The sequence below is a fragment of the Desulfobacca acetoxidans DSM 11109 genome, from assembly GCF_000195295.1.
Classification (GTDB): Bacteria; Desulfobacterota; Desulfobaccia; order Desulfobaccales; family Desulfobaccaceae; genus Desulfobacca; species Desulfobacca acetoxidans.
Window position 1 is genome coordinate 318,242 of record NC_015388.1, and the last position, 21,328, is coordinate 339,569.

Annotated in this window: 19 protein-coding genes; 10 read left to right on the forward strand and 9 right to left on the reverse strand. The window is 51.4% G+C overall.

The features are described 5' to 3' along the window. Window positions 1-56: 56 nt before the first annotated feature. The 6 genes from DESAC_RS01250 to DESAC_RS01275 form a co-directional block, all read right to left on the reverse strand. The gene (locus DESAC_RS01250; protein ID WP_013705260.1) at window positions 57-833 is read right to left on the reverse strand and encodes a FliA/WhiG family RNA polymerase sigma factor; all 777 of its coding nucleotides are present in this window, start codon (window positions 831-833) and stop codon (window positions 57-59) included. 20 nt (window positions 834-853) lie between these two features. Then, window positions 854-1,744, reverse strand: a complete 891-nt coding sequence (locus DESAC_RS01255; protein WP_013705261.1) for a MinD/ParA family protein — start codon at window positions 1,742-1,744, stop codon at window positions 854-856. 410 nt (window positions 1,745-2,154) lie between these two features. Next, window positions 2,155-4,044: a cation:proton antiporter domain-containing protein gene (locus DESAC_RS01260; RefSeq protein ID WP_148231160.1), complete on the reverse strand. Its 1,890-nt coding sequence runs from the start codon at window positions 4,042-4,044 to the stop codon at window positions 2,155-2,157. 406 nt (window positions 4,045-4,450) lie between these two features. Continuing rightward, window positions 4,451-4,759, reverse strand: a complete 309-nt coding sequence (locus DESAC_RS01265; RefSeq protein ID WP_013705263.1) for a DciA family protein — start codon at window positions 4,757-4,759, stop codon at window positions 4,451-4,453. Between the two features lie 349 nt (window positions 4,760-5,108). Further along, window positions 5,109-6,581 carry a cysteine--tRNA ligase gene (gene cysS, locus DESAC_RS01270; RefSeq protein WP_013705264.1) on the reverse strand — a complete coding sequence of 491 codons (1,473 nt, stop codon included), beginning with the start codon at window positions 6,579-6,581 and terminating at the stop codon, window positions 5,109-5,111. Between the two features lie 305 nt (window positions 6,582-6,886). Next, window positions 6,887-7,366, reverse strand: coding sequence for a hypothetical protein (locus DESAC_RS01275; RefSeq protein WP_013705265.1), 480 nt, complete (start codon window positions 7,364-7,366; stop codon window positions 6,887-6,889). Window positions 7,367-7,739: 373 nt separating this feature from the next. Between DESAC_RS01275 and DESAC_RS01285 the strand changes: the two genes are divergently transcribed. The 8 genes from DESAC_RS01285 to dnaJ all read left to right on the forward strand — a co-directional run bounded on the left by DESAC_RS01285 (window position 7,740) and on the right by dnaJ (window position 15,373). Beyond that, window positions 7,740-9,122: a glycosyltransferase family 2 protein gene (locus DESAC_RS01285; RefSeq protein ID WP_013705266.1), complete on the forward strand. Its 1,383-nt coding sequence runs from the start codon at window positions 7,740-7,742 to the stop codon at window positions 9,120-9,122. A gap of 216 nt (window positions 9,123-9,338) precedes the next feature. Next, the gene (locus tag DESAC_RS01290; protein ID WP_013705267.1) at window positions 9,339-10,247 is read left to right on the forward strand and encodes a formyltransferase family protein; all 909 of its coding nucleotides are present in this window, start codon (window positions 9,339-9,341) and stop codon (window positions 10,245-10,247) included. A gap of 78 nt (window positions 10,248-10,325) precedes the next feature. After that, window positions 10,326-11,645 carry a metallopeptidase TldD-related protein gene (locus DESAC_RS01295; protein ID WP_013705268.1) on the forward strand — a complete coding sequence of 440 codons (1,320 nt, stop codon included), beginning with the start codon at window positions 10,326-10,328 and terminating at the stop codon, window positions 11,643-11,645. Beyond that, a complete protein-coding gene (locus DESAC_RS01300) occupies window positions 11,632-12,444 on the forward strand; it encodes a TRAP transporter TatT component family protein (protein ID WP_041283724.1) in 813 nt (270 codons plus the stop codon). Before DESAC_RS01295 ends, DESAC_RS01300 begins: the two co-directional genes overlap by 14 nt. Window positions 12,445-12,530: 86 nt before the next feature. Next, a complete protein-coding gene (locus tag DESAC_RS01305) occupies window positions 12,531-12,839 on the forward strand; it encodes a YggT family protein (protein ID WP_013705270.1) in 309 nt (102 codons plus the stop codon). An 8-nt stretch (window positions 12,840-12,847) separates the two neighbouring features. Then, window positions 12,848-13,330: a DivIVA domain-containing protein gene (locus DESAC_RS01310; RefSeq protein ID WP_013705271.1), complete on the forward strand. Its 483-nt coding sequence runs from the start codon at window positions 12,848-12,850 to the stop codon at window positions 13,328-13,330. A 13-nt stretch (window positions 13,331-13,343) separates the two neighbouring features. Beyond that, complete coding sequence (locus tag DESAC_RS01315) at window positions 13,344-13,706, forward strand: DUF167 domain-containing protein (protein ID WP_083800163.1); 363 nt, start codon at window positions 13,344-13,346, stop codon at window positions 13,704-13,706. A 551-nt stretch (window positions 13,707-14,257) separates the two neighbouring features. After that, complete coding sequence (gene dnaJ / locus DESAC_RS01320; RefSeq protein WP_013705273.1) at window positions 14,258-15,373, forward strand: molecular chaperone DnaJ; 1,116 nt, start codon at window positions 14,258-14,260, stop codon at window positions 15,371-15,373. A gap of 165 nt (window positions 15,374-15,538) precedes the next feature. Here dnaJ and uvrB read toward each other — a convergent pair whose 3' ends face one another. Next, complete coding sequence (uvrB, locus tag DESAC_RS01325; RefSeq protein WP_013705274.1) at window positions 15,539-17,530, reverse strand: excinuclease ABC subunit UvrB; 1,992 nt, start codon at window positions 17,528-17,530, stop codon at window positions 15,539-15,541. Window positions 17,531-18,025: 495 nt separating this feature from the next. On the opposite strand from uvrB, the gene DESAC_RS01330 reads away from it, so the two are divergent. Then, window positions 18,026-18,217 carry an FmdB family zinc ribbon protein gene (locus DESAC_RS01330; RefSeq protein WP_013705275.1) on the forward strand — a complete coding sequence of 64 codons (192 nt, stop codon included), beginning with the start codon at window positions 18,026-18,028 and terminating at the stop codon, window positions 18,215-18,217. 271 nt (window positions 18,218-18,488) lie between these two features. On the opposite strand, the gene purM is transcribed toward DESAC_RS01330, so the two are convergent. Both purM and DESAC_RS01340 read right to left on the reverse strand, forming a co-directional pair. Then, on the reverse strand, window positions 18,489-19,526 hold the full coding sequence (gene purM, locus DESAC_RS01335) for a phosphoribosylformylglycinamidine cyclo-ligase (RefSeq protein WP_013705276.1): 1,038 nt from the start codon (window positions 19,524-19,526) through the stop codon (window positions 18,489-18,491). 102 nt (window positions 19,527-19,628) lie between these two features. Further along, window positions 19,629-20,036 (reverse strand): DUF134 domain-containing protein, encoded by a 408-nt coding sequence (locus DESAC_RS01340; protein WP_013705277.1) that lies wholly within the window; start codon window positions 20,034-20,036, stop codon window positions 19,629-19,631. Between the two features lie 458 nt (window positions 20,037-20,494). Here DESAC_RS01340 and DESAC_RS01345 point away from each other — a divergent pair, with 458 nt between their 5' ends. Then, complete coding sequence (locus DESAC_RS01345; RefSeq protein WP_013705278.1) at window positions 20,495-21,328, forward strand: purine-nucleoside phosphorylase; 834 nt, start codon at window positions 20,495-20,497, stop codon at window positions 21,326-21,328.

Consider the following 21,328-nt stretch of genomic DNA (forward strand, 5'->3'; position numbering starts at 1 on the left):
AAATTTTAAGGCAATATTTCAACCGGCAATCTCGCCGTTTTCGGGGACCGGGGTTTCTACAATGAATGGCTGAGTTTGGACCACAGATGAAAGATGGCCTGGGTGTGTATCTGGGAGATGCGGGATTCGGTATAACCCATGATCTCACCGATCTCCTTCATGGTCAATTCTTCGTAATAATACAGTGAGATCAATAGCTTTTCTTTATCAGGCAGGTCTTCCAGGGCTCTCATCAACAGATCCCGCAGCTCGGCAAAATGGACCGAGATAAAAGGGCTCCGGGAGGATTCGTCCTGGAGAATTTCATAGAGTTCAGCCTCCGAAAATTCATTCAGGTTCCGGCGCACGGCATCAATATCCAGTAAAGAGACCCCCTTGGTTTCATCTATCAGGTGGTAGAATTCTTCCATAGAGAGACCCATACTGTGGGCAACCTCTTCCGCTTCGGCTGGCCGCCCCAATTCTTTTTCCAATTTGGTATAGGCTTTTTCCAATTGACTGGTCTTCTTGCGGATTGACCGCGGGATCCAATCCAGGGCACGCAGTTCATCCAGGATAGCGCCCTTGATGCGAAATTCAGCATACGTTTTGAAGCTGATATTTTTTTGGGGATCAAATTTTTTAATGGCATCCAGGAGACCGATCATGCCGGAACTGATCAGGTCATCGAGGGAGATGTGAGACGGCAACCGCAGGGCGAGGCGGGCGGCGATATATTTTATCATGGGAGCATACTGCAGAACCAGACGTTCATGCGTTTCAGGATCAATCTTCTCTGGCCAGTCAATGACTACAGGAGAGTTGTCATTCAGTTCAGCGTTGTTGGCCCTCATACCGGACTCCTTGACTGAGTTTACTGGTGCGGGCTGTGGGTTAACCTTTGCCAGCAGAACTTGATATTGCCATCCGTGGCAGTGTCGGGTTCCTGCAGCACCAGGGTGCGAGCTAGGTTGCTGAAGGCAAGGCTGGCAGGAGAGGTAGAAAAAATATCCACTGCCGCCTTTTGAAGACTGATAGACCGAGGCATGGCTTCGTCACGCGGAATGAAGCCGAGATAATCGATAATAACGGAACCGCTTAGGAAGCGATCGACTACCTTGCTGAGTTGATCGTACGTACGTTGGGCTTCTCCAGGATGGGTGATTTTATTAAACAGCAGTTTAAAACGTTTTTCTGAGTACTTAGTTGCCAGGACTTTGATGAGGGCGTAGGCATCAACCACAGAAGTGGGTTCATGGTCGGCAACCACGATGCGCTCCTGGGCGCCGAGATTGAAGTACAAGACATTTGCGGAGATGCCAGCGCCGGTGTCAACGAGGAGATAGTCGAAGTTTTCGGAGAGATTGTCCAACTCGCCCAAAAGAAATAATTTCTGGGCCTGATTTAATTCGGCAGATTCCATCACTCCAGAGGCGGCAGGAAGAATCTGCATGCCCTCCGGGCCCGCCATGATAACTTCAGCGAGGGTCTTATGCCCGGAAAAAACATCGGCAATGGTGTAAAGGGGAGTTAGTCCCAGAAGGATATCAAGGTTGGCCAGACCCAGATCAGCATCCAAGAGCAGCACCCGTTGGCCAAGACGGGTTAAAGCAAGCCCCAGGTTGACGACTATACTGGATTTTCCCACCCCTCCCTTACCGCTCGTAACGGCGATAACCCGACAGACAGGCCTAGGTTTGAGCCGAGTATTTCCCTTCGGCCATCTTACCTCATGCTCCATCAGCAGCGCCGCCTCGCGATTCATCTCTCCACCTCGTTTATAAGCATCTGAGAATTACTGCTTGATACAATGTGAAAGCAATCTGCATGCCAAGATTAATAAATTACTTATTACTTTGATATTGTTTAAAAAGATGTGCAATAAGGTAAGAAATAAGCCTGATAAGAATATTTGAAACGTCAATATTATCAAATAAACGTCAAAAATATGACTATGGAGAAAGCCATGACTCTATGAACAGACAAGAGCCATGCTTAGCATTGGCCATCTCCATAAAATTAAAAGTTATTTTGGGCAAGAGGCCGCCAAGCGGGCTAATCAGCAGGATAAAGGGCAGGGATCAGGAACTGATTAAGGCGTCAAGATATTGACGGAAGAGGTTGAGAGATACAGCATAAGGGGAATACTGGCCGATCAATACCCGCTCACCGTTGCTAATTGAGAATTTCATCTCTTTCAGCAAGTTTGGCCACTGCTACCTCTTTGATCACAGCTTCTTCGCCTTGAAGCAGGCGCTCTACAACAGGCAGCAGTTGGAGGGCGGTGGCGACATTGGGACGTAGGACAAAGTCCGCCCCCGCAGCATATAACTCCAGAGCCTGGGAATTGCTTGTGCCGGTGACGATAATTCTGGCATTGGGAGCAACCGTGCGTATTTCACTAATGAGTTTCAGGTTGCTGGTTCCCACGAGGATGTCATCGGTAATGGTGGAAATGGCAATTTTGGCATGTTCCAAGCCAGCGTGGTGCAAGGTCTGCAGATTGCTGATGTCGCCATAAAACACTTTAACCTGGCGGGCTGCTAACCTGCGGTATACTCTAGGATTAAAGTCCACTACCACCAGTTTATTCTTTAATTCCGGCTTGATTTCTTCTATTTCGGCTAGGAAAGCACTGGCTACCCGAAAAAAGCCGAGCAGGGCGATTTCTTTCGGCTCCTCCAGGGTTGATTCTTCCATCTGGCCGCGCATGGCCTTGAATCCCAGAGCTACCGCCACCTTACCTAACGCATTCTGCAGGTTGTTGCTGTATTTGATCATGTACGTAGAGGCAATGGAGGTGATGACGAAGACAAAAATAATCAGGGTCACGATGTCTTGACCGATGTGGTGGTACTCCGGCTTCTTGCCGATAACTACGATCACCAGGGCGAATTCGCTGAGTTGGGAAAGATTGATGGAAGTGAGCAGGCTTATCCGATTGCCGTTTTTCAGCCCGTAAAGAACGGGAAAAATAGAAAGAAAGCGGGTGACCACCAAGAACCCGGATAACAGCAGGGCGATGCCCACTAATCCCAATTTGTCCAAGGGATTGGGGATTACCATTCCCAAACCGACAAAAAAGAGGGTAATAAAAAAATCCCGGATATTAATGATCTTACCGATGATATCCAGGTTATAAGGAAAGGTCGAAATGGCCACCCCGGCGATGAGAGCCCCCATTTCCATGGACATACCTAAATCGCTGGCCAAGCCGACAATAAAAAAACACCACCCAAGTGAGGCTACCAGCACCAGTTCCGGCAGTTTGGCGATTTTCCGGAAGATGAGCCGGAGGACATATTTACTGGCCAAAAAGGTAATACCCACCAGGAAAGCGCCTTTGGCAAAGGACCAGAGGACTACCAAGATTTGCGGATCCGCCAAATTTGGCTGTAGCCCGAGAATCACAATGGCCCATAGATCCTGAAAGATTAACACTCCGATAGTTAGCCGGCCAGCCAAGGTATCGAGTTCGAATTTTTCGTAGAGCAGTTTAACCACAATGGTAGTGCTGCTGATAGCCAAACAGGCGGCCAGGTAGAGAAGGTCATAGCGGCCGCCCACTATTTTGACTCCAAGGATTTCATATTCCTGAGGGGTGGCAACCTGAAAAGTAAAACCCAAGAGGAAGAGAAACCCCAACCCCATCGCAACGCAGATAATGAACTGAGAGCAACCTGTAAGAATGAGTGACTTACCGGATTCCCTGATCTTTTTCAGGTTCAGCTCCAGGCCGATCATAAACAGCAACAGAATCAGGCCGATTTCGGCGATGGTGGCGATATCATCTTTATCCTGCACCAGGGCGAACCCGATTCGCGGCCCGATGATCACGCCGGCAGCAATATATGCCAGAATCAATGGTTGCTTGAGTACCGTAAAGAGATAAGCCATGACCGTGGCGGCTAAAATACTGACCCCAATGTTTGATAAAAGACCATAGTCGGTCTGGCTTTCGCTTGCCCAGAGAACTGCGGGATGCAGCAGGATAAGACCGATAACCAGAAGGCTGGCTGACGTCAAAGGGGTCTTTAACCGAGGACGGGGGAATATATTTCTCATGTTGAATCGGTATGGCAACTTCACTGAACCTCCAGGGTTACCTTGTTAAAACCTAATTATCCACTTTTGTTATGGCTTATCGAAAGCGGTCAAAAACAAAGCTGTAGCCATCGGTTACAGGAATAGAGGTAATCTGCTACCAGTAGGAATAATATTGCTAATTTATTTTGATTATTTGAATATTTTGTCTTAACAGGTTGATGCTGTCAACTAACTAGTGCCCATCCGGAAACTGCGGCGGTGCCCTTTGCAGCGCAAACGGAAATACGGAAATCTTGTTTGTTGCGGTGTTACCCCGCTACAAGGGATTACCCCAAAAAATCAAGGACGTTCCGGATGGAGACTAACTAGGAGTTTTGTTGGAGCGATCAATCTCTGGAGCCACGCCAGCAAGATATTGCATCCGCTACGAAAGCCGGAATCTGATATCTTTTATAACGGTCTCACCTAATTGCTGCTGCATTGTGGTCAATACCCTGGATTTTAAAAAATGCAATTCCTGCATCAAGGGATTGGAGGTCACTTCGATCCAAAGGGTTTTATTCCTGAAATCGACTAACCTGGCGTGCTGGCGGAGGTTTTCTCCCACCGTCTCCTCCCAGACCTGGCGCAAACGAACCTGCAGGGCGAGCATGGGGAGATCTTTAGGCTTGAGTATCTTTTTCAAGACGTCTTTAATAAGCGCCGGTTCACGGTCAATCGAGCGTTTTGACATAGTTCTAAGCTCTTTCCCACACCTGTTAGCCCAATGCCGGGGATAAAAAAACGAGTCTCTGTCCCAGGCAGGCACACTGGTCTGTCCCTAGCGGGAAGATTTGTGACCGTATATTGGAATGCCAAAGCATACCTTTACGTGTTGTTTTCCCAAAATTGACAATCATCCCGAAAAGCTGAAGACTTTTATAAAAACAGTGGGCAGTGGGCGGTAAGCAGAAAAAACACTATTGTGAGCAGCAGCCACGGTTCTGTCTTCATATTTCGCTGTGATCACCAGAACATGACAATTTATATGTTACCAAACGGTCCGCGAAATAGTCGATATATTTTCCCCAGGTCTCAGTATTTCAGATTTTCACCCGCCAGACGGCACCCTGGGGGGTGTCTTCCAGGAGGACGCCTGCTTCAGCTAACTGCTGTCGGATGGCGTCGGCTTTGGTGAAGTCTCTCTGTTTGCGGGCCTCGGCTCTGGCGGCGATCAACCGTTCGATTTCTGAGGGAGGTATGGTCAGGGCATCGGTTTTTTGGCGTAGGTTCTGCAGCATCGTCTGGGGGTCCTGCTGGAGCAGGTTAAGGATGCCGCCCAATACGGTCAGCTCCCGGCGTGTCCAGGCCAACGCGCTCATATCGGCATTGCCGGAGGGGTTATGTTCTACGATCCGGTTGAGCAGGCGAACCGCATCAAAAAGAACCCCCAAGGCCTGGGCGGTATTAAAATCATCGTCCATAGCCTCCAGAAAGCGGGAGCGAATGGTTAAGAGGCGTGACTGCTCCTCGGAGTCAAGGCCTGAAAGGGAGAAAGCGCCGGAAATAGCCTCAGGCGCAGCGATCGGACCGGTCGTCTGGTCCAACCGGGCCAGGGTGCTGTAGAGGCGCTCCAAGGCATTTTCGGCTTCGGCCAAGGCCTGGTCCGAGAAGTCCAGGGGACTGCGATAGTGGTTTTGAATGAGGAAGAAGCGGACAACTTCAGGGTGGAACTTGGCCAAGACCTCCCGAATAGTAAAAAAATTGCCCAAGGATTTAGACATCTTTTCCTGGTTGACGGTGACCATGCCGTTGTGGAGCCAATAGCGGGCCAACGGTTTGCCATGGGCCGCCTCCGATTGGGCGATTTCATTCTCATGGTGGGGGAAGATGAGATCGGCGCCGCCGCCGTGGATATCGAAAGTTTCACCTAAATAGTGCCGGCTCATGGCGGAACATTCGATGTGCCAGCCAGGACGGCCGGGTCCCCAGGGACTGTCCCAGGCCGGTTCGCCCGGTTTGCTGGCCTTCCAAAGCGCAAAATCAAAGGGGTTGTCTTTCTGAATATTGACGTCCACCCTGGCTCCGGCCAGCATATCATCCAGACTGCGACCGGAAAGCTTACCGTAGCCGGGGAATTTGGCTACCGGGAAATAGACATCGCCGTTCCGTTGATAGGCAAGGCCCTGATCCTCCAGGACTTGAATAAATCCGATGATCTCGTCGATGTGGTCTGTCGCCTTCGGTTCAATGTCGGCTGGCGCCACCCCCAGGGCGGCCATATCCCGCTGAAAAGAGGCGATGTAGGTTTCAGCCACCGTTTTCCAGGAAGTATGTTCCCGCTCGGCCCGTTGAATAATCTTGTCATCGATATCAGTGAAATTTCGCACCCAGGATACTTTGTTGCCCAAGAAACGCAGATAGCGGACAATGACGTCGAAGACGACGGCGGAGCGGGCATGACCGATGTGACAGTCATCATAGACGGTGACCCCACAGGCGTAAATCTGGACTATGCCAGGTTTCAAAGGTATAAAGGCTTCTTTGCGTCTGCTCAGGGTATTATAGACCTGCACGGGGGGAACGTCCTCCTACAGTCAAACTAACTTTAAGCTTACGATAAAACATCATTACCAAGAAAAAGAAGTTTCGAGTTTCAAGTTATAAGTTTCAAGCTAATAAAAAAATCTCCACAGCCTGTAGGCCTGTGCCACCGGCAGACGATTTTCATGGGTTCGGGTGCTTTTTAAAGGATGACAATCGTTAGAAAACCTTGCCTTGAAACGGCAAAGGGGGCGGAATCTTCACCCCCCTCGTCTGCTCAGCGGCGATACCTGAACATCCAACAACAGTTCCAATGCAAATATGGTGCAGTCCCGATTTATTTCTTCTTCTTTCGGGTCCTGGGTTTTTTGGCCTTTTTGGCCCCGCTTTCTTCCACTGCAACTTCGGCAGCAACAGGTTCTTCCTGAACCGCGGGGGCGGCACTAACCTCCGGCAACTCTACGGTTTCTTCCACCACGATAACTTCTGCCGCCGACTCCGGCTCCGGTTCAATCGCGGCAACGATGGGCTCTTCTATAACCAAGGTCTCAGCGACAACTTCCGGTTCTCTAAAAGTTTCCTCTGAGGCCAAGGGTTCAGCGGTGATAACCGCCGGCGCCGGTTCGACGTCGATAACCTCAGGTTCCGGTTCAGCAGCGGCAACTTCGGGCGGAGGCGGAGGTGGACCTGGCCGCTCCAATACGTAGACCCGTTTGCTTTCAGGCAATTTACTCAGATCAGCATAGCAATATGGACAACTCTGGGATTGCATCTCCACTCTCGCCTGACATTGCGGACAGACCACTACCAACCCCATGTGAACTCTCCTTTTACCTAGACTAATTAAATCTGAATCTATAACAAAGAAATACTTATTTTTCAAGTCTTTTTGAGGAATAATTTCAGCGCGGGATCATAGACTGGTTTACATGCTTCAATTTCTCATTTTGAAATTACCCGAGTCTACATTTTTCTCGGTTTTTCATAATGAGAAAAGAATTTCAAAAAAGGATGCCGGAAAAAACTTCGATAAAAATAAATTCAGCAATTTCAATATGATTATCATCGGGAGGTCCGAGAAAAATTGGCAGGCCTTTTGCAGTCTGTAGTGTCGGTTATTGCCGCCGTGAATCGCGGTGATGCATGTGGAAAAAACTAAAACTGTTTAACCGGGAGGTAGTATACCTGCCATGCGAACTGCAGCTTCAACCTTGCCTCTGCATCCTACCGGCCGCCACCGGGCCGAACGGCGAGGATTCAATCTGAAAAAAATGCAGGTGGTGGATTTAACCCTGAAAATTTTAGTGCCGGCCATGTTGCTGGTATTTTTTATGATCTCGCTCCACTACGGATCTCTGGACGGCTATTTGCAGCTTTTGAGCCGCCGGAGCTATGCGGCCTTTATTCCAGCTTTGGGGGCTGCCTATACCTTGGCGTTGCTCCTTTTTCAGATTGTCCGTACCGTGTTATGGGGGTTATATAGACCATACGCCCTGCCGGCAGGCGAACTGCCGAAGGTAACGGTCATTATCCCGGCCTATAATGAAGGGGAGATGGTAGAGAAGGCCATCTCCGCCGTGGTTGCCTCGGACTATCCGCACGACAAACTTGAGGTCATATGTATTGATGACGGTTCCAAGGATGACACCTGGCACTATATCCAACGGGCCGCCGGGCGGTTTCCCCACCTGATCAAGGCCGTCCAGTTCCCGCACAACCGGGGCAAAAAAGCCGGACTTTACGCCGGCTTCACCCAGGGCCAGGGTGAAATCTTCGTAACCATTGATTCCGACAGCGTCATTTCTCATGATACCTTGCGCCAGGTGGTGGCGCCGATGATGCAGGATGCCAAGGTCGGCGCCGTGGCCGGCAATGTCAAGGTCTATAATCGCCATCAGAGCCTTTTAGGCAAGATGCTGGCTGTCAGGTTTGTCTTATCGTTCGACTTTCTGCGGGCCTCCCAGTCCCGTTATGGTGGAGTGACCTGCACCCCCGGCGCCCTGTCCGCCTATCGGCGGGCAGCGGTGCTTCCCCACGTCGATGCCTGGTTAAACCAAACCTTCCTGGGGGCACCCTGCCAACATTCTGAAGACCGGGCCTTAACCAACTTTGTGCTGCGGGCAGGTTACTACAGCGTCTATCAGCGCACCGCCATTGTCCATACCTTGGTCCCGGAAACCTATACGGGTCTGTGCAAAATGTATCTGCGTTGGGAGCGGGGCAATGTAAGGGAATCCTTCGTGCAGTTGGGTTATCTGTTTACCAACTACCGGAAAAAGGACCGGCTGCTGCCCATCGTGGATTTTTTTATGACCCAGATCGAGTTTCCTCTGACCTACCTTTTCCTGGGACTGCTGCTCGGCTCCATCGTGGTCTATCCCCTGGTCTTTATCAAGTTTTTAGCGGCCTTAGGGGTAATCTCCGCTATCTACATGATCTATTATCTGGTCCTGGAGAAGGACTTAGACTTTATTTACGGCGTAATTTACAGTTACTATGCATTTTTCTTCCTCCAATGGATTTATCCTTACGCCTTCCTGACTGTGCGTAACCGCCATTGGCTAACAAGATAGGACTCCACTACACCTCCAGCCGGGCCGCCTTCGGGCGGCCTTTTTTTTACTGTCAGGTACGGATCTCTGGTCGAATCAATGATGTTAACCCTTTTTTTTCCGACATAGTTTAGAAAACCGGGGCTGCTAGAAATAGTCTTCGGGTCGGTTAATCTAATGGTATCCCGATTGTGCTTCTCTTCAGGCCTAAAAAGCCGTTGACCCTGGCGGTTATTCTTGTTAAATTTCGTACATGGCGGCTTGGGGAAGAATGGCGGGCAGACGGCGCGCCAGAGATTTTTCGAATACCACCGGGTGATTGATATGTTTTTATGCGGCTGGTTTTCCAGTGGCCGAGGACAGGGTTCCATTGATCTGCTTAAGACGGCGCATCAAAAGATGCTCTCAGGTTTTATTCCCGGCCGTATAGCCTATGTCTTTTGCGACCGAGCCCCGAATGAAACCCCGGCTGCGACCCGCTTTGCCGAGGTAGTGGAATCTTTAAACCTTCCTCTGGTGATTCATTCTTCTCGGGAATTACGGGAGAAAATACGCCTCCATGATCCCGAGGTGGAGGAGGCCCGTTTAGCCTTTGACCATCGGATTATCGAGCTGCTGAGCGGATACGAAGTCCGGGTGGTGGTCCTGGCCGGCTATATGTTGGTTTTAAGCCCATTTCTCTGCCAGCGGTTGCTTTGCCTCAACCTCCATCCGGCTGTGCCGGGAGGTCCGACCGGTACTTGGCGGCAGGTGATGTGGCGGCTTATCGAAACAGAGGCATCGGAGGCCGGGGCCATGATGCATCTGGTCTCCCCGGAGTTGGACAAAGGACCGCCGGTAACATACTTCCACTTCTCATTGAGAGGTCCTCATTTTGATCCGCTATGGGAATCTTACCGCAATAAGCGGCGCCGGGCTTCGTTTAGCGACATTCGCAGCCGCGAAGGCGTGCAGGAGCCGCTCTTTGCCCGCCTGCGGGCCGAAGAGCTGCGCCGCGAGTTCCCCCTGATTTTTTTGACCTTGCAGAACCTGGCGACGGGCCGCCTGGTACTCACGCCCATGGGGGTAAAAACCGGAGATCGTCTCGTACCGGGAGGATTCGACATCACCGATCAGATAGAGGCTTATTTAACGCCAAGGGGTTAATTAACTTACTCAAAGTGCAGCGACAGTTGTGAGTCCTATTATGGCTACGGATCATCAATCCAAACAGATAGTAACGGAATGAATAGCGCCAAAACTACAACGGATTATTTAGACGCAGTCGTTCAGGAGTTAAAGGCCGTCGATCTTTTCGGCTGGGAAGTGTGTCGGGTCAGGGAAACAAGCAACCAGCTTTACCTGATTTTTGACCAGGCACAGTCACAGCGCCGGGTAGAAGCGGAGAAGATTTACGTTCAGATTTACTTAAAAATAGAGCAGGATGGGAAAGATTTGCTGGGTGAATCAGGGTGGACGGTCAATCCTGGAGACGATCCGGCCGCAGGTCTGGCCCAGACCTTGGAACGGGCGCCGCTGGCGTTAAACCCGCTTTTTCATCTGCCCGGTCCCGGTCAACCGTATCAGAGGCTCAACCTGACCGACGATTACCTTTGGGAGCAGCCGCAGGAGGTCCTTTGGCGCGTGCGGGACGATTTAAATCAGGCAGTGAAGGGAATATCCGATGTTTGCCTGGCCTCGTCGGAAATTTATGCCAATCAGCGGGAGCTGGACTTCCGGAACCACACCGGTCTCGAGGGATCTTATAAGGCCACTGAATTGAAGACCCAATTTGCCCTGCTGGCGGCGGCGGAGGGCCAGGAGGCGGAAAGCCTGGGATTGCGTCAGGTGCGAAACTATCAGGATTTGCAGATCAGCGACATGGTGCGGCATTACGCCCGCTATGCCCTGGAAAATGCCGTGGCCGAGCCCCCGCCCAGCGGTGCCTACCCGGTGGTCTTTGGGGAAGAGGCCCTGGACGCCCTGTTCAACCATCTAAGCGCCCACGCCAGTGCTCAAGCGGTTTTTCAGGGCTGGTCGCGCTTCCAAACCGGTAAGCCGGTGATCTCCAATCCCCGAGGCGACCTGCTGACCCTGACAAGTGATCCGTGGCTGCCCGGCGGCATGAAATCCCGTCCTTTTGATGACCAGGGACTGGCTCTAAGCCCGGTGACCTTTATTGCGGACAATATCTTCCAACAGCCTCTGGCGGACCAACGCTATGCAACATATCTACAAGTTTCCCCTACGGGTTCACTTACCAACCTGCGGGTTGCTCCGGGGCGCGCCACCCTGGCGGAGATGCTCGAACGGGGGAAGGTGCTGCATCTACTGCGATTTTCCACTCTCGAGCCCAATCCGGTGACCGGAGCCCTCTCCGGAGAAATTCGCACCGGCTACCTCCGGCACCGCGGTGAGGCCCTGCCTATCAAAGGCGGTTCTGTCAGCGGGCTCCTGGACGAGGCCTTCCGCTATGTCACCCTTTCGCGGGAAACTGAGCAACGGGAGGCCTATTGGGGTCCGGTGGGGGTGCGCTTTGAGGAGATGAATCTTGCCGGCTCCTAGATTAAGGCTTCCGGTTTGGCCGGCAATCCGGGCGGCGATGGCAATGGCCCTGGTCGGCTGGTTGGTCCTTGCATCACCATCAGGTGGCCTTGCGGCTGCCGGCACCCTGGAGACTGCGGATCGTCTCCTGATGGCCCCGGATTTAAACAAACAGAAGGTCCTGCAGGCGTTCTCCACTTACGAAAGTCTGCTGCCAGTAGGGGGGGCCGAGCGATTACCCATATTGATAAGGCTGGCCCGGACCGCATTCCTCATCGGAGAGTTTGGCGAAAAGGGACAGCGCCGCCTTTATTACGAACAAGGGCGCGAATACGCCGAAGCGATCATGCAGGAATATCCGGATAGTGTTGCCGGGCCTTACTGGCTGGGAATGCACCTGGCCGGTCTGGCAGATGTAAACCGGCTGCGGGGTGTTCGGCTGCTCCCCCAGATCATAACGGCCCTCGAACGCGCCCTAGCTATGGATCAGACCTACGATCAAGCCGGAGCTTATCGCGTCCTCGGGCGGATTTATTATGAAGCCCCAAGACCCCCGATCTCGGTCGGGAATATCAAAAAGTCATTTGAGTACTTATCCCGGGCGGCGCAGATAGCCCCGGCCAATTCCACCAACCACCTGTATCTGGCAGAAACCATGATAAAGCTGGGACAGAAAGAAGAGGCAGGACAAGAGTTGAACCGGGTACTGACAGTTAATCAAAACGCTGATGGGCCATACGGGTTGATGGCAGACCAGCGCCAAGCCAGGGAGCTATTGAAAAAACATGGGTTCAAGGGCGAGGCGCAAAGTGTCGATTGAGAGAGCAGGGCCTTATGGCCTTTTTCTGGTCTTGATGGTTACAGGTGCCAAGCCGGTTCGAGCACCAGAATGCAAGAGAGGTTGAGATGTTTGTCTTTTCTAATTTCATCAAGGCGTTAGCATCTATTTTTGATATTGTTTTAAGCATATACATGTGGCTGATCATCGGTCGGGCCATTATCTCCTGGGTCACCCCTGATCCTTTTAACCCGATTGTCCGATTCCTGTACAACGTCACCGAACCGGTGCTCGGCTTTTTCCGGCGTCGCCTGCCTCTGGTATATGGGGGCCTGGACCTGGCGCCGTTGCTGGTCTTAATCGTCATCGTTTTTCTACAAAGATTCCTGGTTACTACACTGTATGAGTGGGCCATGAGAATCAGTATGGATGGTTGAGAGGGTATATGAGTCAGATAGAGAGCATGAACCCGGCGGAGATTCGCCAACAGCAGTTCTCCAAGAAGTGGCGGGGTCTGGCACCTCTGGAGGTGAAGGCCTTTCTCGATAAAACTGCCGATGCCATGGCGGTGCTTCTCCAGGAAAACGAATCCTTGCGCCGGAATCTGGACCGCCAGCAGGGAGAGTTGGGAGAGTTTAAAAGGAGAGAACAGCTCCTCAAAGATACCCTGATCAACGCCCAACAGGTTATTGAGGCCATGAAGGGGAACGCCCAAAAGGAAGGCGAGATGATTATTCACGAAGCCGAACTGAAGGCGGAGAAGATACTGCATGAGGCATTTTCCCGGCAGGCCAAGCTAAAAAATGAGCTGGAGGACCTAAAACGCCTGAAAGTCACTTTTAGTACCCAGCTCCGGGGGATATTGGCAAGCCATCAGCGTCTGCTGGAAGAACACGAGGCCACAGGAGGCCAGACCGTCGAGGTCTAAAGCGTAGAGGAGGATGGTCAATCAACCTGAGCAACCTGCCGAACCTTGTTCTCAGCCTGGTAAGGCGATCTTGGAGTGGCTGCTTCCTACCCGCACGGGGTATTTCCTTAGAATTCACGTAGTCCCGGGCGCGGCCAGCAACCAGATTATGGGACCGCACGGCGACCGGCTCAAGATTCGCATCGCCGCAGCTCCGGAAAAGGGGGCGGCAAACAAGGAACTGCTCAATTATCTGGCCAAGTGCCTGGGTTTACCCAAAAACCGGCTTCATCTGAAAAGCGGTGCCCAGGACCGGGTCAAGGTCGTCGAGGTTGTCGGTCTAGCGCCAGAGGTGCAGGAGCGACTTCAGGCCTTATGGCCGTCGGTTTCCTCCTGAAGCATCCTCTTAAGCGCGCATCACTTGGTTGAACTTAATCTGAAGGTCTGACTCGACTTTTAGGCCACAGAGCCTTGACAATCGCCTGCAGGGGATAAATATTCATAGCATGGGAAGTGTTAGTCAGAAAATAAGTTTCGAGTTTCGAGTTAATGAGGATAAGAACTCCGGCGCAGAATATAAAGTCTGTCGTATAAATTTTTTCTTATCGACCGTGTTAAACCTAAGCGGTGGCCATGGGTTGCCCTATTCCATTATCGATAATTTAACGGCAACTTACTCCTAGGGCAGGCCGCGCCCGCCGTCTTTAAGAGCACTGTTTTCATATAATTGATGGCAATTTCATAGATTTTGCCATAATCTTCAACAGACAGGGAATCACTCTAAAAGAATTCAGCAGCTTGGGTAAATTACGCTCTATCTCGGGACCGTAGAGGTCGGTTGAGCAAAGTTACCTGGAATTCTCTGATACCTGTGTTTCAACCGGGAGTGTCATTTCACTTCCATGATCATCGATACTATGCGGGGAAGAAACAGGGGTTGAAACTGGCATGGGGGAAATAGAAGATTATTATCAAGTATTGGGCATTGATCGGGAGGCCGATCAGGAAGAGATTAAACGGGCCTACCGCCGCTTGGCCTTGCAATATCATCCAGACCGTAATCCCGGCGACAAAAGAGCGGAAGAGCGATTTAAGGTGGCGGCCGAGGCTTACGAAGTCCTCCGGGACCCGCAGAAGCGAGGTCTGTATAATCAATTCGGCCGCGCTGGGCTGAATGGAATGCAGTTCGGCGGGTTTGACAATATTGACAGCATATTCGCCAACTTCGGCGATATCTTCGATGAATTTTTCGGTTTTCACCGGCGTCCCCGACCGCAGCCCCAGAGTCAACCTGGAAAAGATTTGCTCTATCAGCTAGAGATCGATTTTAAAGACGCCGTCTTCGGCTTGGAGACGAGTATCGAGGTCGATAGATTATCGGCCTGTTCGCAGTGCCAAGGTCTTGGAATAAAGCCCGGGAGCAGACAATGGACCTGCCCGGTTTGTCAGGGATACGGGGCCGTCAGCCGGGTGGAGGGATGGTTGCGCATCAATACCACCTGCCCCCATTGTTCCGGTTCCGGTGTTATAGAAGGTGATCCCTGCCCAGACTGCCAGGGGCAGGGCCTGCAGAAACAGAAGAGGAAAGTACACCTGAAGATTCCCCCCGGAGTGGATGAGGGGACCAGACTACGCCTGCGGGGTGAGGGTGAAGCTGGCAGGCGGGGGGGACCTTCCGGTGATCTCTACCTTGATTTAAAAATAACTCCCCATCCGCTATTTGAGCGCCATGGCCACGATATCACCCACCGGGCCAAGCTCTCTTTTATAGAAGCAGCCCTTGGAACCGAAATCGATGTCCCGACCTTGACCGGCTCTAGCCGAATAACCGTTCCTGCCGGAACCCAGACGGGCACTCGCTTTATCATCTACGGTGAGGGTGTGCCAATACTGCGCGGCAACGGGCGCGGCAACCTCATTGTCGAACTGGAGCTTCAGACCCCTACCGACCTAACCCCCAAGCAGGAAGAATTATTAAGAAAATTTTTGACGGCACGGCAGGGGAAAAAACTCCTTAAGAAAAGCTCCCGTCGGGAAGAAGCGGCGGCCAGCAAATCACTCTAGAGCCGCAAGTTCCGGGTGTTAGGAGGGTTTCCGGTTTCTGGACGGGAGAAAGTGAAATCTTTAATCTTTATTGGTAAATCACCCATAAACTATAAAATTATCATTTGTAGGGGCACATCTTTGCCTGTAATCTTGCCGCGCCTCCAACCCTGATTTTCAAAGTCCTTAACGTCGTTCAACACTCTCCAGGCTTTTAATCCGGTCCCGGAGTTCTGCCGCCCGTTCAAATTCCAGTTTTTTTGCTGCTGCCTGCATTTCTTTTTTCAACCGCGCCAAATGGCGGGGAATATCCTGGGGCAGGAGATAGGGGGCCGGTTCCTCTTGCGCCGCTGCTACAGTGACGTAATCCTTTTCGTAGACCGAAGCCAGGATATCCTGAATACCTTTTTGGATGGTAGTGGGGGTAATGCCATGCTGGCGATTATAGGCCCGCTGGCGCTGGCGGCGGCGTTGGGTTTCCTTTAGGGCGGCCTGCATTGATGGGGTGACGCGGTCGGCGTAGAGGAAGACTTCCCCGTTGACATGGCGCGCCGCCCGGCCGCAGGTTTGGATTAGCGACCGCTCCGAACGCAGGAATCCCTCTTTATCGGCGTCTAAAATTGCCACTAGGGAGACCTCCGGCAGGTCCAGCCCCTCCCTGAGGAGGTTGATGCCGATGAGAACTTCAAAGACTCCCAGGCGCAGATCCCGAATAATCTCCATGCGTTCGAGAGTGGTGATGTCGGAATGCAGATAGCGGACCTTAAGGCCGAGATTCTGGTAGTATTCCGTTAAATCTTCAGCCAGCCGCTTGGTCAGGGTAGTCACCAGGACGCGTTCCTGCCGACCCAGGCGGATTCGGATTTCTCCGAGGAGATCATCCACCTGATTGGTCGCGGGTTTTACCGTGATTTTGGGGTCTATCAGACCGGTGGGCCGGACGATCTGCTCGACTACCCGGCCTTGGGCCTTTTCCAGTTCGTATGGTCCGGGAGTAGCGGAAACATAAATCACCTGCTGCACCCGGCCCTCAAATTCTGAAAAATTCAGCGGTCGGTTATCCAATGCTGAGGGGAGGCGAAAACCATATTCCACCAGGGTTTCTTTGCGGGAGCGATCGCCGTTGTACATCCCCCGCAACTGAGGCACGGAGATATGGCTTTCATCGATCACCACCAGTGATTTCCGGGGAAGATAGTCCAGCAAGGTCGGCGGCGCCTCTCCTGGTTGGCGACCGGTAAGATGACGCGAATAGTTTTCAATGCCATGACAGAAGCCCATCTCCCGAAGCATCTCCAGATCGAAGCGGGTCCTCTCCCAGAGGCGCTGCGCCTCCAATAACTTACCCTGGTTTTTAAACCAGGCCAGACGCTCGTGTAATTCCGCCTCGATAGCCACCAGGGCCTCCTGGCGGCGGGAATCCGGAGTAACGTAGTGACTTGCCGGATAAATAGCAATTTTTTCCAATTTTTTCTGGCTTTGGCGCCGTAGCGGATCAATTTCCTGGATGGATTCAACTACATCTCCCCAGAAATCGATACGGATGGCCCGATCCTCCTCATAGGCGGGAAAAATCTCCAAACGGTCGCCCCGCGCCCGAAAGACGCCCCGGTGGAAATCGATATCGTTGCGTTCATACAAGATCTCCACCAGCTTGGCTTGTACTTCCTCACGGCTTTTGATCATGCCGGCTTCGAGATAGAGCAGCATTCCCTGATAGGCTTCGGGTGCCCCCAGACCGTAGATACAGGAAACGCTGGCGACAATAATCACATCCTGGCGATCCAACAGCGAACGGGTGGCGGAATGCCGCATGCGGTCAATGGCTTCGTTGATGGAAGAATCTTTTTCAATGTAGAGATCGGCCTGAGGGATATAGGCCTCGGGTTGATAATAGTCATAGTAACTGACGAAATACTCTACGGCGTTATGGGGAAAAAACTCCCTGAATTCGCCGTAAAGCTGTGCCGCCAGGGTTTTGTTCGGGGCCAACACCAGTGTTGGGAGATTTACTTGGGCAATGACATTGGCTACGGTAAAGGTTTTGCCTGAACCGGTAACGCCCAAAAGCACCTGATGAGCAGTTCCGGTCTTGATCCCGGCCGCCAATTGCCGGATAGCCTGGGGCTGGTCCCCCTGCGGCTGGAAGGGGGAAACTAGTTGGAAGGAGTCGGGCATATTTTCACCATAAGAATTTTCTACAAAAATAGCAAGTTCTCTTCTCGTATTGAGAAGGATTTAACCTACGGCAGTATAACTCTTCCGGTTGCGGCATACTTCTGAATTGGTCCCAAACGCACCGCGACGGGGGGAAAATACCCCGCTGAGGTATCGGCCTGACGGCATATCCTAATAATCTTGGGGGCAATTGATAAAAAACCTTTTGTACTATTGCTTTTTATTCAAATAATTATTATATTGAAAAGTTCATTTGAATAAATTTTTCATGGTGCCGTTTTAGGGGTTGCTAAAACTGCTGATTACCCCGCCAGCGAGACAGATATCGACAGGTAAATTAGCATATTTAAATTATTCGACAAAAATACTTTAAATTCTAACCATTGGGTAATGATTTAAGGATAATAAATAAATAAGCGATAATACTCTGACCAAATTCATTTATATGGCAAGGTTATTGCATATAATTTCATTAATTGATAAGGAGGTAGTTTAATGCCCGCTTACGAATACAAATGCATCCACTGTGGCAAGGAAGAGGTCCGGATCGGCGGTTTGGATGACGATACGGCGCTGTGCATCGAGTGTGGTAATCTGATGCTGCGGCTCAATGAAGACATTTTCTGGCCCTACTTTGAGAAGGAATGTGAAGCGGCGCCTATTTCAGAAAAGAAGCGGACAGGATGAAGAGTTTCTGATTCCTATGGGCCTGGACGTTAACGATTGCTGCACAACAATTTGGTATTAGCGGTGTCCCAGAGAACGATGCCGGTTAAACCGGTAATTGAATCCATTTTTTGATGGGATGACAGTATTGTTTTACCCCCTCCCCTGTCTGTCAAACCATGAAACAGAAAGTGATAATACCCGGCTGGCCGAGCCGGGAGAAAACGTAGAGTTATCCCCTTGCCCAAGACCGGCCTGAGTACAACTTAATCTGCTGATATACCTAAGATATTCACCGATAGAGCAAAGGCGGCGCTGCTGATTTCCGGGCGGCGACTTCTCCGATGACGTAAGCGGTTTCCTTCAGAGCATGCAGACGTTGTAAGATATCGGTAACGTATTCCTCCCTGACAATTATCACCATCCCGATGCCATTATTGAATACCCGCCACATCTCTTCGACTGGGATGTCGCCCTGTTGTTGCAGAAAGTCGAAGATAGCCGGTCGACTCCACTGTTGCCGATGGATGATAGCCTGACAGGTTTGCGGCAGAATACGGGGGATGTTGTCGGTCAAACCGCCGCCGGTGATGTGAGCCAGACCGGAAAGGGGAAAATCTCTGAGGAGATTGAGGACAGTGTCCACGTAAATTTTGGTGGGCTCCAGTAGTTCTTCGCCCAGCGGACGGCCCAAGGCAGGAATATGATCTGCAAGATCATAGTGCTGCTGTTCGAAAAGGATATGGCGAACCAGCGAGAAGCCGTTCGCATGGAGACCGCTGGCCGCAATACCGATAATCCGGTCGCCCACGGCGATTTCCGAACCGTCAATAATATGGTTGCGTTCCACAACGCCCACGATAAATCCGGCCAGATCATAATCCTGGAGCTGGTAGACTCCCGGCATTTCGGCGGTTTCTCCCCCAATAAGCGAGCAGCGGGCCTGCAGGCAGCCTTGGGTGAGGCCGGCGACGATCTCGGTAGCGATGTCTTGCCGCAATCGTCCCATGGCCAGATAATCCAAGAAAAATAGAGGGGTGGCACCATGTACAATAATGTCATTAGCGCACATGGCCACCAGATCTATCCCGATAGTGTCATGTTTATTCATGGCGATGGCGATCTTCAGTTTGGTGCCAACACCATCGGTAGAGGAAACCAGCACCGGGTCCTGGTATTTATGGAGATTTAGGTGAAAGAAGCCGCCGAAACCACCGATATCCCCCAGCACGCCGCTTCGATAGGTTGTCTTTACCATTGCCCGGATTTTTTGCAAAAATGTATCTGCTCCGGCGATATCTACTCCTGCATCGCGATAGGTCGCCGCCATGCTTCTCTCCCCTGAAGACGAACAGTATTTCAAAAAATAACATTGCCAGACCGCTAGAGTCAACCTTTCAGTGGGATCAACACCTAAGACAAAAATGGATAACTAGGTAAATAATCGCTGAATGGAAGAACCCTGACACCGGGGGCAGTTCTGGGAGGTGGTGGAATCGTTGTTATTACTCCAGGTATGGTCGCAATCTTGACAGACGAAGCGACGTTCGGCTACCCGGTAGTCCCCGCCAGCAATTTTAATGGCTTTGCCATGAACCAAGGCATCGGCAACGGCCCCATGGGCTTTGGCGAGCATACGGGTAACGGTCGGTCGCGAAACATTCATTTCTTGGGCGACTTCTTCCTGACTAAGGCCCAGAAAATCTGACAGCCGAAGCGCCTCCAATTCATCGACGCTAATAACAACCTGCTCCAAACTGCGCATGGGGACGCCTTGCGGTTTGAAAAACGTTACCCCTGGTTCAAATCCAACCCAACGGCATTTGCGTGGACGCGCCATCTGATTATTTCAACCTTCTATTCTCGTTGCCGTTTATTTTGAGGATCACAAGTTCGTTAACAAATAGCCGGTAATCAGAATCTTTTATAGGTTATGAGTGATTGAGAAAGAATGACACGTTGTCGGAAAAAACCAGGCTTGCCACAAAAATGAAAAGTTCATTTTCCTGGGTTCACCTTGTATAATGGTTTTACGTATTGCAGGTCGCACACTAAACGCGGCAAGCCCATTGAGGTTAAAAGGTATTGCCAAACCGGTTCCTACTGTTGCCTGAGCGTCGCGACGGGTCTAAAAATCTTATCAATACACAATTCTTCGCTGGGCTCGGAATGGCACCTTTGTAAGATATGGCTCTTGAGATAGCTTCCAGTATTTTATTTGAAATACAATTTTATCAGATTTTTTGATAAATACGCACTATTAATTTTTATTCTCTTGATTTATGAAGGGGCTTTGCTATGGTTTCTGACAATTTTCCCCGCCAGGTGGAGGAAGCGGCGGCGTTCCTGCGGCAAGAATTAGCCCAGGAGCCTGCTATCGGCATTATTTTGGGAACTGGCGCCGGGGGATTAGGAGCTGATCTAAAACGCAGTAAATCCATCCCCTACGAAGCGATTCCACATTTCCCTCGATCTTCGGCGCCCAGTCATGCCGGAAAGCTGATCTGTGGTGTCCTGGAAGGGAAAACTGTGCTAATGTTTCAAGGGCGATTTCATGCCTATGAGGGATATACCCTGCGTCAGGTGTCTTTCCCGGTGCGCGTATTGGCGGCCCTAAAGGCCTCCCATCTTATTCTGACAAATGCCGCCGGGGGCTTGAACCCATTGTTTCAGGCGGGTGATTTGATGCTTATTCGTGACCACATAAACCTTTTGGGAAACAATCCTCTGACAGGCGAAAACGTGGATGAGTGGGGTCCCCGTTTTCCGGATATGAGCCAGGTCTATGACCCGCAATTGGGCGAATTGGCCGAGCAGACGGCCCTCGAACTTGGCATCCGTCTACGACAGGGAGTGTATGTGGCGGTTAAGGGCCCTAGTTTAGAAACCCCGGCAGAAACGCGTTTCCTGCGCTTCATTGGCGCCGACGCGGTGGGCATGTCTACCGTAGCCGAGGCCATCACCGCTGCGCATGCCGGTCTGCGCCTGTTAGGGGTTTCCGTTATCAGTAATGTCAACCGGCCTGACGCTATGGCGGTTATTGCAATCGAAGAGGTGATCAACATGGTACAGCGGGCCGAACCTCGCTTGTCCGCCCTGCTCAAAGGGATTGTAGCTAAACTGCCGGATTGA